Origin of the sequence: Paenibacillus sp. S29 (assembly GCF_049319765.1) — a bacterium.
In the GTDB taxonomy this organism is placed as follows: Bacteria; Bacillota; Bacilli; order Paenibacillales; family Paenibacillaceae; genus Paenibacillus; species Paenibacillus polymyxa_B.
Genome location: NZ_JBMOUI010000004.1, coordinates 237014 through 252139, shown reverse-complemented (window position 1 = coordinate 252139; position 15126 = coordinate 237014). Strand labels below are relative to the sequence as shown.

At 40.1% G+C, this 15126-nt stretch carries 12 protein-coding genes and 2 pseudogenes; 5 read left to right on the top strand and 9 right to left on the bottom strand.

Going from position 1 to position 15126, the window contains the following annotated elements; translation table 11 throughout:
* Window positions 1-5 precede the first annotated feature (5 nt).
* Both ACL9RM_RS08935 and ACL9RM_RS08930 read right to left on the bottom strand, forming a co-directional pair.
* Window positions 6-179: a hypothetical protein gene (locus tag ACL9RM_RS08935; protein WP_414126274.1), complete on the bottom strand. Its 174-nt coding sequence runs from the start codon at window positions 177-179 to the stop codon at window positions 6-8.
* Between the two features lie 1165 nt (window positions 180-1344).
* The gene (locus tag ACL9RM_RS08930) at window positions 1345-2256 is read right to left on the bottom strand and encodes a DMT family transporter (RefSeq protein WP_250267374.1); all 912 of its coding nucleotides are present in this window, start codon (window positions 2254-2256) and stop codon (window positions 1345-1347) included.
* A 139-nt stretch (window positions 2257-2395) separates the two neighbouring features.
* Here ACL9RM_RS08930 and ACL9RM_RS08925 point away from each other — a divergent pair, with 139 nt between their 5' ends.
* On the top strand, window positions 2396-3304 hold the full coding sequence (locus tag ACL9RM_RS08925; RefSeq protein WP_250259506.1) for a LysR substrate-binding domain-containing protein: 909 nt from the start codon (window positions 2396-2398) through the stop codon (window positions 3302-3304).
* A gap of 74 nt (window positions 3305-3378) precedes the next feature.
* Here ACL9RM_RS08925 and ACL9RM_RS08920 read toward each other — a convergent pair whose 3' ends face one another.
* Window positions 3379-4776: a glycoside hydrolase family 1 protein gene (locus ACL9RM_RS08920; protein WP_250259507.1), complete on the bottom strand. Its 1398-nt coding sequence runs from the start codon at window positions 4774-4776 to the stop codon at window positions 3379-3381.
* A gap of 36 nt (window positions 4777-4812) precedes the next feature.
* On the bottom strand, window positions 4813-6678 hold the full coding sequence (locus ACL9RM_RS08915) for a beta-glucoside-specific PTS transporter subunit IIABC (RefSeq protein ID WP_250267373.1): 1866 nt from the start codon (window positions 6676-6678) through the stop codon (window positions 4813-4815).
* A gap of 55 nt (window positions 6679-6733) precedes the next feature.
* On the opposite strand from ACL9RM_RS08915, the pseudogene ACL9RM_RS08910 reads away from it, so the two are divergent.
* Window positions 6734-7337: pseudogene (locus ACL9RM_RS08910) on the top strand (transposase); the annotation flags it as partial.
* Here ACL9RM_RS08910 and ACL9RM_RS08905 read toward each other — a convergent pair.
* The 3 genes and pseudogenes from ACL9RM_RS08905 to ACL9RM_RS08895 all read right to left on the bottom strand — a co-directional run.
* Window positions 7338-7460 (bottom strand): annotated as a pseudogene (locus tag ACL9RM_RS08905) (family 1 glycosylhydrolase); the annotation flags it as partial.
* Between the two features lie 22 nt (window positions 7461-7482).
* On the bottom strand, window positions 7483-8331 hold the full coding sequence (locus ACL9RM_RS08900) for an MBL fold metallo-hydrolase (protein WP_250267372.1): 849 nt from the start codon (window positions 8329-8331) through the stop codon (window positions 7483-7485).
* Between the two features lie 66 nt (window positions 8332-8397).
* On the bottom strand, window positions 8398-10275 hold the full coding sequence (locus tag ACL9RM_RS08895) for a beta-glucoside-specific PTS transporter subunit IIABC (protein ID WP_414126275.1): 1878 nt from the start codon (window positions 10273-10275) through the stop codon (window positions 8398-8400).
* A 384-nt stretch (window positions 10276-10659) separates the two neighbouring features.
* On the opposite strand from ACL9RM_RS08895, the gene ACL9RM_RS08890 reads away from it, so the two are divergent.
* The 3 genes from ACL9RM_RS08890 (at window position 10660) to ACL9RM_RS08880 (ending at window position 12771) form a co-directional block, all read left to right on the top strand.
* The gene (locus ACL9RM_RS08890) at window positions 10660-11718 is read left to right on the top strand and encodes an alkene reductase (RefSeq protein WP_250267369.1); all 1059 of its coding nucleotides are present in this window, start codon (window positions 10660-10662) and stop codon (window positions 11716-11718) included.
* A 149-nt stretch (window positions 11719-11867) separates the two neighbouring features.
* Window positions 11868-12362, top strand: coding sequence for a MarR family winged helix-turn-helix transcriptional regulator (locus tag ACL9RM_RS08885; RefSeq protein WP_250267368.1), 495 nt, complete (start codon window positions 11868-11870; stop codon window positions 12360-12362).
* Between the two features lie 205 nt (window positions 12363-12567).
* Complete coding sequence (locus ACL9RM_RS08880; RefSeq protein WP_422759361.1) at window positions 12568-12771, top strand: hypothetical protein; 204 nt, start codon at window positions 12568-12570, stop codon at window positions 12769-12771.
* A gap of 139 nt (window positions 12772-12910) precedes the next feature.
* On the opposite strand, the gene ACL9RM_RS08875 is transcribed toward ACL9RM_RS08880, so the two are convergent.
* Window positions 12911-14230, bottom strand: a complete 1320-nt coding sequence (locus ACL9RM_RS08875) for an ABC transporter permease (protein ID WP_235307135.1) — start codon at window positions 14228-14230, stop codon at window positions 12911-12913.
* Window positions 14223-15125, bottom strand: a complete 903-nt coding sequence (locus tag ACL9RM_RS08870; protein WP_069291013.1) for an ABC transporter ATP-binding protein — start codon at window positions 15123-15125, stop codon at window positions 14223-14225. Before ACL9RM_RS08870 ends, ACL9RM_RS08875 begins: the two co-directional genes overlap by 8 nt.
* Window position 15126: the final 1 nt, after the last annotated feature.

The following is a 15126-nucleotide window of genomic DNA, read 5'->3' as shown; positions in this document are numbered from 1 at the left end:
ATATTTTAAATATTACAATCCGTCACCACCGAACCAGTATGCAAATGTACTATGGATGACGGTCCAGAGGAAGCCACTTCGGAACGAATCGAAGCTATTTTTTGACTTGCTGCTTTCGGTAGGGCACCCAATACAGGAATAGACGCAGCTACATCGCATACTTTCTGAGCTAATCCCAATACGCCATCTCATTTTTAAAATGTCGAAAAACCTCTTCACGATTCACGCTCTACCTCCTTTCTAGTCGTCACATTACATAGGCTGCACGTCTCAAGTAGTTGATATGTGAAATCATAATTTTCAAGGGTATATTTAACAGTAAATCATCCTTATGTATGTATCGGACAAATTAGTGATTTTGTTTACAGAAAGAACCATAACTGTGTTCAATGGAAAATGGGTAGGTTCACAATCGAACCCACCCATTCGGAGAAAATAAATATTATTTAATGTATAAAAATGCATAACTATTCATAGCTTCATACACTTTGTGTGGCGTCAGAATTAGTGAGAATGCTTATACCCTTACTTTACTGAAAATGACTGATTTTCAGAATTGATGAGAATATCCGCAAAAGACGAAATGTATAAATATACATACTCAAATTAAATACCTCTGTTGGTTTAAACCACTCAAAAAATGCTTACCATTGGAAATCCAAAGGTAAGCATTTGTATTATAAGTTCACATTATATACGACCAGAAAAACTGGGTTGTATAAGATCCCATTGATTAAATCTAGAAGAATGAGAAAATCTATAATTCATTAAAACTCGAACTATTTTGAGCCCAAATCCAAGGATGTCGATTACAACGACCATAACTCTCAGCCAACTGGGTAAAGAATCGAAGAATTGAGCAGATCTCAAATTACTAGAACTACTAAAGTTATCGATAGGATAACTAGCCATAGAACTGAATCTCTACCCAACCAGTCTTTTCCTGTGTCCTAACTTTTGTCTGTAGCCGAAGTTATTTTACGAAATGATAGTTTCTCCTCCTACTCATATATAATCCCTCTAGTAATAGAATCTGAGCGCAATCTTTGGAAAATCTTTTTTTGTATAAAGCAGATTTAATCCCTAACCTCCTGATTAAATTATAATGATGTAGAATATTTACTTTACTAAAAAAGGAAGTACATTTCTAAGATCATTAGGACTCTCAAGATGAGATTAGCGCACACTAAGGTACATTCATTATATGGAAAGTTATCTTCATCAAAAATTTGTATTGGAAACTTACCCTGGGCTTGTTGTATCACAAAACTCAAGCAGTATAATTCTTTTTAGAAATGTCCTTTACATAGGGTACAGGTTTTATGGAAACATCTAAATTTACTATTATGATGCTCGTCTTACGTTCGACTTTTCTGAGTTGATTTTTGGTTTATAATTAACTAACAATATACTTATTACAATTAACAGTAGTCCCACTAATATATTTATAGTTATATTTTCATGTAAAAATAGCGTACTTGTCACTATAGAGACAACTGGTATTAAGAATGTATAAGAACCTACCTTACTTACTTCTCCAGAACCAACAAGTGTGAAATAAATTAACCAACCAATTGCAATCACAAATATCGCTATAATAAGTAAATAGGAAATGAAAGGTGCATTCCATACAACATCCGTCCAATTCTCAGATACTGATCCTGCCCCCGTTAAAATCACCCCACCAATGAGTAGTTGGAGTGCTATTGCCCAAGTTGCATCTACTCTTTCATTTGTTTTTTTCATATACACAACCCCAAAACTCCAGAAAAGAGCGGTCCCTAGCGCTAAAATTACACCTGCGACTGATGATTCGTTGCCGTTAAAACCAGTTGCACTCAATGTAAACACACCAATAGAACCTAAGATTAAACCTATAATCTTTAGGCCATACATCGCCTCACCCAACCAAATCCATGAAAATAGTCCTAAAAGGACAGGTTGAAGAAATACAATAGCTGAAAATAATCCAGCAGGCATATAATTTAAACCAACCGTCTGAAGACCATAATATAAAATAATATTAAACAAAGATGAAATTACATAAATATACCAGTTTTCTTTGAATCGCAATGACTTGTATTTAGGTAGAGCAAAAATAACTAAAATGGCCCCACCTATCAGTGTTCTCATCCCTGCAAACAAGATTGGTGGCGCGTATGCTAGTGCTAATTTAGTTAATGGCCAATTGGCTCCCCACATAATAACCAGAACAATAAGATAAATTATTGTTTGGTTTTTAGTTAGCTTTTTCAAGGTACTCGTCTCCTTTAAAATTTGGATATTAATTTCACACCCTTCTCACATTTAACTTTACAAAACCAAAAATAAAACGTCTAATATATATATAACGTGGCAATAATACATAATAAGTATTACTAAAAGGAGAAAACAGATGGAGTTACGACATTTAAAATATTTCAAAACAGTTGCTGAAGAATTACATTTTGGTAAAGCTGCTAACCGTTTGAATATGGCACAACCACCTTTAAGTCTACAGATTCGCCAATTGGAAGAGGAAATCGGAGTACAACTTTTTCATCGTACAAAAAGAAATGTTGATTTAACTGAAGAAGGCAAAGTTTTTTTAGAAAAGGTTTATCACCTTTTTGATCATTTAGAAGAAGCAATCCATACTGTTAGATTAATGAAAAGTGGGGAGATTGGTGAAATCGTAATTGGTTTTATCGCTTCTACAGCCTATGATATTCTTCCAGCAATCATTAAGCATTATAGAGCTCAATACCCCGCTATTCATGTGGTTTTGAAACAATTGACATCGTCCGAACAAATTAATGCATTAAAAGATGGAACCATTCACGTAGGGATCATTAGTGAACCTATTGAAAGCGAAGAAATAAATCTTCAAATCATAAGACAAGAGCCTTTGATAATCGCCTTACCGAGAGAACATCCATTAGTTGTAAATTCAACAACTGCATCTCCAATTCAACTCATTGATTTAGAAAATGAAGACTTTATTGTTACAGGAAGACGGGCTAACCAAGTCCACTACGACGGAGTAATTAATTCTTGCTACCAAGCAGGATTTAGTCCAAGGATTGTACAAGAAACTGAAGAAATGTCCACGGTCATTTCGTTGGTTTCTACGGGGATCGGTGTAGCCTTAGTACCAGCATCCATGCACCTATTATTGCAAAATGAAGTGATCTATCGAGAAATCAAAGACAATGAGTTTCATACTGTTACAGCTCTTGTCTGGGATAGTAAAAATCAATCCCCTGTCATACAAACATTCATTGAACTCGTAAATGAATCCATCGTTCCTTTGTTCAATCCATAAGATTAATAGAATGTTCTAAAAGCAGAAACCCGTGGAAGGCACAAGAAATATCGTGCTTCCACGGGTTTCTGCGATTATTCGAAGAGACTAAGTCCGTTACTACGGATCACTTCCTTGTACCAATAAAAACTTTTCTTTTTATAACGTTTCAGGCTACCATTCCCTTCATTATCCTTGTCCACGTAAATGTAGCCATATCGCTTTTTCATTTCACCGGTACTGGCACTAATGATATCAATTGGCCCCCAGCTGGTATATCCAATGACTTCAGCGCCATCTTTAATCGCTTCGGCTAATTGTATGAGATGCTGTTTCAAATAATTGATTCTATAATCATCTTCAACCGTATCGTTTTCCAAGATATCTACAGCTCCCAGTCCATTTTCAACAACAAACAGTGGAAGTTGATACCTGTCATACAAACGGTTAACTGCAATTCTCAAACCTACAGGATCGATTTCCCAACCCCAGTCAGAAATCTCTAGAAACTCATTTTTAATGCCTTTGGCCATGTTTCCGCCGACTTCCTTTTTCCCTTCCGGTTGTGCCGAAACCGTACGACTCATGTAATAACTGAATCCAACGTAATCTACAACATAATTCTTTAAAATATCTAGATCATCTTTGGTTACTTCGATATGAATATTTTTTTCTTTAAATAAGCGCTTAGTAAATGCAGGATATTCACCGCGAACCTGGACATCGGAGAACAAATAGTACTCCCTTTCCTTTGTCACGGATGTCATTACATCATCTGGCGCACAAGTAAATGGGTATGTCGGGCTGTAGAAAATCATACAGCCGATTTTGCCGTCTGGAATGATTTCATGACAGGCTTTTACTGCTAATGCACTGGCTACAAATTGATTATGAGCTGCTTGATAGATCGCATTGGTATCTTCTTTATCTCTAATTCCTCCGCTAGTAAAAGAATGAACCAATATGCTATTAATTTCGTTAAATGTCATCCAATATTTCACTTTGCCTTTGTAGCGTTCAAATAATACTTTAGAATACTTTTCAAAAAGTGAAATCAACCTTCTGTTTGCCCACCCATTATATTTATCCGCAAGACCCAGTGGTAACTCATAGTGTGAAATAGTTACAACGGGTTCAATTCCGTTCTTTATTAACTCGTCAAATAATTGATCATAAAACTGCAATCCTTTTTCATTTGGGGTTTCTTCATCCCCATTCGGGAAAATACGTGACCAAGCAATGGAGGTACGGAAACATTTAAAACCCATTTCTGCAAAAAGCGCGATATCCTCCTTATAGCGATGATAAAAATCAATCGCTTCGTGAGAAGGCAATTTACCAACAGGTTCCGATAATTTTGAACCGTACAATCCGCCTGTCAGTACATCACTGACAGCGACGCCTTTCCCATCTTCTAAATAAGCCCCTTCCGCTTGATTGGCAGAAATAGCTCCTCCCCATAAAAAATTATCTGGAAATGTTAGATTCTTCATGTGTATTCTCCTCTCAATTCATGATATTTTATAAACTCAACTAACAAATTTAGCTTTAATTAACGTTAATACTTCTTGAGTATTATCGAGAGTATGCGGAATAACATCGAGATACCGATCTGTATTGGTAATAATAATCGGTGTTGTTAATTCAAAACCTGCTTCTCTAATTTTCCCGATGTCAAATTCAACTAATTTATCCCCGATTTGGACAGAATCACCTACTTTTACAATCGTATTGAAGTATTTCCCTTTAAGTTTCACTGTGTTTAAACCTATATGAATTAATATTTCAGCACCACTCGCAGATGTAACGCTAATAGCATGTCCTGTCCGAAAAACTGTTGTAACAACACCATTCACTGGAGAAGTGATCACCCCTTCTATCGGTTCAATGGCAACCCCTTTTCCCATGGCACCAGAAGAAAAAACTTCATCATTGACATTCGTTAAAGAAAGTCTTTTACCTTGAACAGGCGAGTAAATTATTTCTTCCGAATCATCGTTGTTCGCATTTTTCAGATCAGCAGCATTTCCTGTTTTTTGATTTTTATTTACAGCACCTTTACTTTCATACCCAAAGAAATAAGTAAGGGCAAGTGCAATAAAGAAACTGATTGAAACGCTCAGTACATGCAAGCCAATGGGTGCAAATGCCGGTATACTTAACACGCTATAGAATGAATACGATTTCAATTCAACACCTAAAGATGCACCTAAAGCACCGCCAATGGCACCCGCAATTACAACATAAGGAATTGTTCTTCTATATTTCAAAACGACACCATATAGAATTGGTTCGGTAACACCAGCCATCATACCTGTGATTGCTGCAGGACCGGCAATTGCCTTCAATTTTTTGTCTTTTGTTTTTAGAAAGACCCCTGCTGCAACACCCATTTGAGCAAATGTAGATCCTGCTTTCATTGGTCCGAGCGGATCGCCTCCATTTTGTAAATTTTGCAATGTAATCGGTACAATCCCCCAGTGGAGTCCAAATATTACCAAGAACATATACCCACTACCAAGAACAGCACCTGTTAATAGGGGACTGAAACTTAATAAAACTTGTATTCCATTGGCAATACCTGCACCCACATAAGTTCCAAATGGACCAAATGCTAGAAAGCTTAAAGGTACCATAACTGCTAATGAAACTAATGGAACTAAAAAAAATTGCAAATCTTTCAGTATAATTTTCTTTAATAACTTTTCTAAAAATGAGAAAGCAATGACTGCAATAAAAATAGGGAATATAGAATTTGCATAGCTGACAGGAATAATTGGAATGCCAAAAATATCAACTGCTGCAGCTCCTTTGACTAAAAGGTTTGTATAGTTCGGCTCAAGAAGGGCAGCGCCAATTACAGCACCAATATATCCATTTGCATTTAATTTATTAGCAAGCGTGAATCCTGCAAAAACCGGCAAGAAATAGAATATAGCATTACCAGCTGCGGAAAGTGAGATATAAATACCACTTTCCTTGACCATCCAGCCAAATGTAACACATAATGTTAATAAAGCTTTAAGTAACCCGCCACCCGCTAATAATGGAATCAGCGGGGAGAATGTTCCGGAGATAACATCAAAGACTTTGGGTATTATCCCAACCTTTTCTTGGCTTTTATCCGCTGATGTAGCTGCCGCTTGTGATAAGTTCGTCTGTTTCACAATTTCAAGGTATACTTCAGCCACTCGCCCGCCAATAACCACCTGAAACTGTCCTCCGCTTTCTACAACGGCTAACACATCATCGCTGTTTTTCAGTGCTTCTTTATTTGCTTTGGATCGGTCTTTTAAAATAAATCTTAAGCGGGTAGCACAATGAGTAACTTCATTTACATTTTCTTCTTGACCAACACTTTCAATGATAAATGCTGCTAATTCTGTTGTATTCATTTCTTGCGCTCCTTTTCTTATATTAAAAATAAAAACCTGATAAATTCCGTATGAAGAAGGACTGGCAGAGCGCCTGTTTGAGGATCTTGTCGCACAATGCAAGAAGGAAGGAATCATCGACGGAAGTCATGTGGCGGTCGACAGTGCAGCGATTCATGCCTATGAGAAGAAGCAGCCGAAACGGAAAAGCGAGTTGACCGGAAATGCCAACTGGGGTGCGAAGTTTGACTCTTTTGGCAACAAAGTCAAGTGGTTTGGTTACAAGCTTCATCTTGCCGTCGATACCGCAAGCGAGCTACCCATGGCGCTCTCGGTTACACCGGCTCATGTCAATGACGGCGATATGGCTCCTGCTCTTATGGAACGGGAACATGGAGTGCACGCTCGGTATGGCTGCTTGTTCATCCTCCAACTATGGAATGGTCGTCAAATTCGATACGAAAAGCGGCTTTCTCCGCTATTCCGGTCAACATCGAGACACGAAGCGCTGGAAGGAACTTTACAACGAAGGAACGAGCGTAGAACGGTGCAACTCTCGGATGAAAACCTATTTGTCCGCAGACTCCTTGCACATCTGGGGCATTCAGAAGGTGACCACTCACCAATATCTGAACGCCATTGTATTGTTGGCTTCTGCGCTGACGATTAACGTTTTATAGTCCACCTGTTAGAACATCACTGACTGACACGCCTTTACCATCTTCTAGATAAGCCCCTTCTGCTTGATTAGCAGAGATTGCACCTCCCCATAAAAAATCTTTTGGAAACGATTGAATGTTCATATGAATTCTCCTATTTTAGAAATTATAATTGTTCAGGTTTGTAACCAATAGCCACCGTATCTATTTCCCCAAGAACTTTTCCTGGTTCTACAAATAAAAGCCCTTTTCCATCCACCTCAATTTTTTCAACACTCTGATTGATATCAATAGCGGAAGCACAGTCAAGCAATTTTTTGATGTAGAAAGTCTCCAGTGGCCTAAACCCTAATTTGGGGTCCCGATGACCATGTGAAGCAATCGTCCAATCAAATTCGTCCCTGCGATTCCATAGTTTATTAAGGCTTTCGATGTAAGTCTGCACATTCATACCGTTTCGATGAATTAAAGACGAGTTTCGCATCACAACATCACCATTGAAGAGCAATCTGTTCGTCCTATCGAGGAGAGCGACAGAACCTGGAGTATGTCCCGGAACATGAATGACCTCAATTTCAATATCCCCTAAATTAAATATTTGTCCATCGTATAGCTCATTTATCTTTTCAGGAGGCCCGGCTTTCAAAAAATCATCCTTATATTTTGGATCAAAATATTGAATTCCGTAATCACCGAAAAGATTGAAAAATTCTTGTTGATAAGAAGAATCTGTGTATAACTCCAACATTAATTGCAAATCTGCAGGATGAATAAACACTTCTCCAAATTGATAGTCTCCACCAACATGATCGTTATGACCATGTGTATTCACAACAATGTAAGGTTTGTCCGTAATACCCTCTACTACTTTACGAATGCTCCCAACGCCACATCCGGTATCGATCAACATGGCAGCCTCAGATCCGACCACCAAGTAACTGTAGATTGCCGGACAATCACTTATACTGTATACATTTTCATATCTTTGTTTTACTTCGTATTCATCCATTACCATTTCAATGCCTCCTCTACAGGTGGTTAGCTCAATCTCAAACAGTCCGATTGCATTCGAAATGCTGAATCAAGGCAATAAAGTCAGAAGCCTTTCTCCGTTGGTAATTGTCTTTTTATCGACGCTGATTTGAATAGCTGAATAATTTGAAGTGTTCGTTACAATAAGTGGAGTAAATAGTTCAAAACCTTCTTCCTTTATCTTAACGCCATCAAATTCAAGTAAGAGATCCCCTACCTCGACATAATCTCCTTCTTTTGCTTTTGCAGTGAAATACTTTCCTTTTAGTTTCACTGTGTCAATCCCAACATGAATCAAAAGTTCAGCTCCGTTGTCCGAAGTAATCCCTATAGCGTGCTTTGACGAAAGAAAATTAGTAATGCGCCCTTGAATAGGTGCATATACTTTGTATTCTGAAGGAATAATGGCAATACCATCTCCCATATCTTTACTTGAAAAAACACCATCATTCATGTCTTCCAACTTTACGACCTCACCACTAAGTGGACTGTATACATCTTCCGAAGCGTCTTTTTTTTCTTGATATTCCTTTATTTTTACTCCTTCATTAGATGGTTCATTTGGAGTCTTTTTTGTTTTTTCTTTGTCTTCAAAGCCAAAGAAAATGACAATTAATGCAGAAATCATGATAGATACTAGGACCCCCAATACATACCACCAAAAGGTTGTTCCAAAAAATGTCGGGAACGCAAGGACTCCTGCGAACGCAAATGCATATTGTTTGACTTGAAGCGCCCCAATCAATCCTCCACTGATGGCTCCGCCAATAATGATTGGAAGAAAGGTTCTTTTATACTTCGTAACAATCCCGTATAAAATGGGTTCTGTAACACCTGCAACGATTCCAGTGAAAAATGTTGACAAGGCAAAACTTTTTTGAGTTCTTTCTTTTGCCTTAATAAATATGCCTAGAGCCACTCCCATTTGTGCATAAGTCCCCATTACCCACATTGGGTTGAACGTATCAAACCCATATGTCGAGTGATTAAGAAGTAGAATAGGAATAATCCCCCATTGTAATCCAAACAGAGGCAGAAAGCTGAGGAGTCCCCCGGCAATAATTCCGGTAATAATACCATTCTTCTCCCCGAGAAACGTCATTGCTGCACCTAATGCATCTGTAAGATATCCGCTTATTGGACCAAATATCATAATGGTGAGCGGAACTGTAATAACCAAGGCTACAAGCGGTGTCAAAATCATTCGAATATCTTTATGAAGAATACGATTCAAGAATCCTTCAAGATAAGAATATAGCCACACTGCTAAAATAACTGGAATAACCGAAGAAGCATAACTCATAAGAACCGTAGGTATTCCTATAAAACTTGATTCTGTCGCATCGTTGGACATGAGAGCAGTAAAATTAGGCTCTAGTAGCGCACCACCGATTACTGCTGCTACATAAGGATTGGCTCCAAATTGTTTTGCTGCAGTAAAGGCAAGAAAAATAGGGAAAAAGTAAAAGAGCGCATTACTGATCGCTGCCAAAACGGCATATGTTCCACTTTCAGGAGTTAACCAACCCACCGAAGTAAAAAGTGCTAGCAAGCCTTTAAGAATACCCGACGCCGCAATGGCAGGGAGGTACGGAGCAAATATTCCAGAAATAATACCGAAAATACGATTACTTAACTTCCCTTTAGACTCCTGTTTATCTTCCTCATTAGTCTCTAGGCCGTTCTTGTTAACTATCGCTTTGTATACTTCAGCTACATCACTACCAATAACTACTTGATATTGACCTGCGCTTTGTACCACTTTTAACACACCATCAAGGTTTTCAAGGATTTCTGTCTTTGCTTTGTTATTATCTTTTAGCTGAAAGCGCAATCTGGTGGCGCAATTGTATAGGCTTTCAATGTTCTCATCGCCGCCAACATGTTCCACAATATTAAGCGCCAATTCATCGTAATTTTTTTTCATTAAAAACTCCCCTTCAGAGATACTCTGGATGTATCTTACTTTGATAAAACAAGTACATTGTTGCAACCAAGCGTTTTTTATAGGTGGAATCTTCTTTTACACTGTACGAAATGTAAGCGATTACGTCTAATACTATTTATATTCGCAGTAATATATATCAAGTATGAATGATGAAAAAATGTAGGTCTTCTATAAGATATGAATGATACGCATTTTAAATAGAAGAGCCTTATACTTTGAAATACTCTGCTACTTTGCTAGTTAGTTCTTGTTGGTATAGGCAGAGATTGTTCAAAAATATAAATGTGTTGACAATCAAATATATATTTGCTAAATTTACGTTGCCGGAAACATATTTTTCGAAAAAACGAGAGGGGTTTTCATATGAATACAATTTGGACACCATTAACAGTAGGAAATTTGAACTTGTCACATCGCTTGGCTCTTGCCCCAATGACTAGATCACGCGCCCTTTATGATGGTACTCCCGGAACACTTAGTGCGGAGTATTACGAACAACGTGCTTCAATGGGTCTACTAATCAGTGAAGGAACCCAGCCATCCGAAGATGGACAAGGTTATTTATCTTCACCTGGTATTTATACTGATGAGCACATTAAAGGTTGGAAACAGATTACAGATCGTGTTCATAATGCAGGAGGATATTTGTTCATTCAGCTAATGCATGCAGGTCGGATGTCACATCCAGAGAATACACCTCATCACCGTCAACCCGTTGCACCTTCAGCTGTAGCTCCAAAGGCACAAATGTATACTGCAAAAGGAATGCAAGATGTTCCTGTCCCACGTGAATTAAGTCTGGAAGAAATTCAGGAAACGATTCAGGACTTCCGCAAAGCTGCAGCAGCTGCGATAGAGGCTGGCGCTGATGGTGTAGAGATTCATGGAGCAAACGGTTATCTTGTACATCAATTTATTTCTGAAAATGCGAATGTACGCACCGACTCTTATGGAGGTTCGATTGAAAATCGCGCTAGATTTGCCATCGAGGTAGCGAAAGCTGTAGCTGAGGAAATTGGAGCAAGTCGTACTGCAATCCGACTCTCTCCTGGGGTTCCTTTAGGTGATCTTAGTGAAGGTAAAGACGGTCCTAAAGTATATGAATACTTGATTTCTGAACTTGCTAAACTTAACCTAGCCTATCTTCATATTCTGCATGGTGGCGATGAAGTGATTCTTAAAAATATACGTTTGGCTTGGCCCCATGTACTTATTGTTAATCGACCAGGACGTCCTTTAGAAGAACTGGATAGAGACTTGAAAGATAACTTGGCAGATATGGTGTCGGTAGGAACCTTGGCACTGGCCAATCCTGATTTAGTGGAACGTTTGAAATCAGGGGCATCTTTGAATGAAGCCGACCCTAAAACTTTTTATGGCGGCGACAGCCACGGCTATACCGATTATCCAACGATGAAATAAAAGTTACTTCTAACCTTTTTGTTCGGCACCCTACTACAGCGAAATAAAAGCTATAGTAGGGTATTTTTCCATTCACAACTCCGCTACTTTACAAGTATTGAATTATTCTCTACGCTTAATAAAAAGTAAAAGCGGAAAGGTGAAAAGTAATGAATAACTTTGAAGAAGAGAACCAGTCTATATCTAATACGTCTAATTTTGAGAAAGAAATGCAAGTCATCCAGCAATTCCCCATTAACTTTGCAGTGTTTTCCATGGCGAGATCACATCGTAGTTTAGCCGCACACTTGTTGCGTGAAGTTGGTCTATTTACAGGTCAAGAAATTATGTTGATGCAGTTAGGAGAGCAAGACGGACAATCGCAGCAGAGTCTCGGGCGGACTATGCGACTAGATCATTCAACGATTGCCAAATCAGTTCGGCGGTTAGAAGAATCAGGGCTGGTCACTCGCTCCAGATCGCCCAAGGACGGACGCGTCACCCTAGTTACATTGACTGAAACTGGCCGAAAACTCGTGGATGAAGCTGTTACCGTTTGGACAAAAATGGAGGAAGTTGCTTCACAAGATCTCTCGGAACAAGAACGTGAGCTTTTAATCTCGATATCTCATAAAATTTCATCCAACTTAGAGGGCTTCCTATAAGCCTTCATATACGGCTGAAGACTGGCGAATAGTACATCAATTTCCCTTACAGAACTAAAACAAATTATCCCCTTTTAGTAGACAAGAGAAAAAAGACATCTGTTAAGATGGACTTAATCTTGCCTAGCAAAGGGGGTTTTTTCATGGCTAAAAAAAGACAAACCTTCGGGCGTACTCCTTGGAATTAAAATTGGAGGCCGCTCGGTTGGTCAATGAAGAGTATATGAGTATATGTGAAGTTGCGAAACGTTTGAATATTCAAAATAAATCTCAAATACAAGTCTGGACGGCGAAAACTAAAAATAGAATCAGCTACCCAACGACTAATCTCAATAAAATTGAAGATAATCTCTATTCAGTAGTAACTTCTCCTCTCAAAACATACCAATTATTAATCATCACCATATAAAGTAGAAAAGCCTTGATCCATCGGTACTTCTGATGAATCAAGGTCCCCACTCTATCTCAAACATGTATTGAAAAAAATCTCATTTATTAATTACTTTTGTCTCACCTATAACCGTTACTCACACACCGCAATTAAAAATTTAAATCTTGTAAGCCTTCATAGCTTTTCTTAACTCTTTGAATGAAGGACGTTTGCCATACATTAAGACGCCCGTACGGTAGATCTTGGCGGCCAGCCAACCGAACAACAAAATGGAGGCGACCAGAATACCAAGTGACAGCCAGATTTCCAGCAGGCTCGCCCGCTCCAGACCAATCCGCAACAGCATGACAGTCGGCGAGAAAAATGGGATATACCCGGCCACCTTTACGAAAATCGTATCAGGTGCGGCGATATTGAAGATACCGATATAAAAGGCCGCCAGTGACAGCACGGTAATCGGCATGATCGCCTGTCCCAACTCCTCGGTACGGCTAACAATAGAGCCCACCGCAGCGAACAATACTGCGTACAGAAAGTAGCCGAGGATGTAGAATACCAGACCATAGCCCAACACTGCGATATTCAGTTGCGACAGATCCAGCCCGGCTGAGCTAAGAATGACATTATTATGCGGCAGCATAAGGTTAGCGCACACAACGGCTGCAAAGACAGCAATTTGCAGCAGGCCAACCAGGAAAATGCCGATAATTTTTCCGAACATCTGGGTCAACGGTGAGACGCTTGTGATGAGAATCTCCATGATACGTGAGCTTTTTTCCGATGTCACCTCTGCAGCAATCATATTCCCCGTCATCATGGAGGAGGTGAAGAATAAAATCATCAGTACATAGACCAAACCATAGTTAATCATAGAGGTCTCTTTTTTCTCTGTCCCCACGGCTCCCCCTGCCTCAGACGGACCGTCTACTTCCCTGCTATCCACCAATACAGGTGTGCTAATTTCACGAATTTGATCGCTGGTCAATGCATTGCCACCCATAATGGCTTTGACCTTAGCTTCCTGAAGTCCCGTCTGCAACAATGTAATTACAGCAGGAGATGGCTCTTTTTCTACAGAGACATACTCCACTTTAGGAAACGCGTCTCCCTTGGCGGCAGGCTCCGTGAACTGCACGTAACCTTGCAGCTCCCCGTTTTTCAAGGCTTGCTGCATGGCCGGCGTTTGTACGCTGTCATAACGCACCCAGATGGCTGCCGGGTTGGATTGCTCCTTGGTGAATTGCTCCAGTTGATTCGCCACTTCTATCCGGCTTCCGGCAATCAGTCCCAAGCGATGATGCTCGGCTGCCGTTGTGCCCGAACCTCCTGCCCCATCTCCTTTAAACAAAGAAATCAAATACGGCAGATTCATACCAATCGTAATGAGCAAGGCCAGTACCAGCGTTGTAATGATAAAAGATTTGGTTCTCGCCTTCTGACGAAACGTAAAACCGATCACCGTACCCAGTCTATTCATGGGAATCCCCCACCTCTCTTATGAAAATCTCGTTCAGCGTAGGTTCCTTGATCTCAAAATGCTCTACATCCGTTTGCTCCAACGCCGTTTGTAAAATCAGCTTCGCCGCATCCGGCTGCTCAATATGCAGCATCCAGCCGCGATCCATAGGCTCTGCACGGCGCACGCCGGGCAGCTGCTCCAGTCCATTCACTTCACCTGTAGTAATGAGACGAACTTTTTCACGTGGGTAACGGCCCTTAATCTCCTGCACACTTCCCTGCACAACTGTATTTGAGCGATGCAAGATCGTAATATGGCGGCACAGTTCCTCCACATGCTCCATGCGGTGGGTCGAGAATAAAATCGCAGCCCCATCGTCCCGCAGCTCTTTCACCGTATCCTTAAGCAATTCAACGTTCACCGGATCAAGCCCACTGAAGGCCTCATCCAAAATAAGCAGCGTTGGGCGATGCACAACAGCGGCAATAAAGCCCATTTTCTGCTGATTCCCCTTGGATAGCTCCTCAATCCGCTTGTCGTAGTATTCCGGCACTCCAAAGCGTTCCAGCCAGTAGCGTAGGCTTTTGTCCGCCTCCTTGGCCGACATGCCGCGCAGCCTGCCCAAATAGTTAATTTGCTCGCTCACCTTCACCTTGGGGTATAGTCCACGCTCCTCAGGCAAATAGCCCATCGTCCGCTGAAGCTCCTTGCTGTAGGGCTTGCCCTCATATTGAATGCTTCCTCCATCAGGGTAAATCAGGCCGAGCACCATGCGCATCGTTGTCGTTTTGCCTGCTCCATTGCCTCCCAGTAATCCGTAAATCTCCCCGCCGTTCACATTCAGCGAAATTCCGTTCACCGCCGTGTGGTTCCCATATTGCTTCACGACCTCTTTCAATTGCAGCATGCTCATG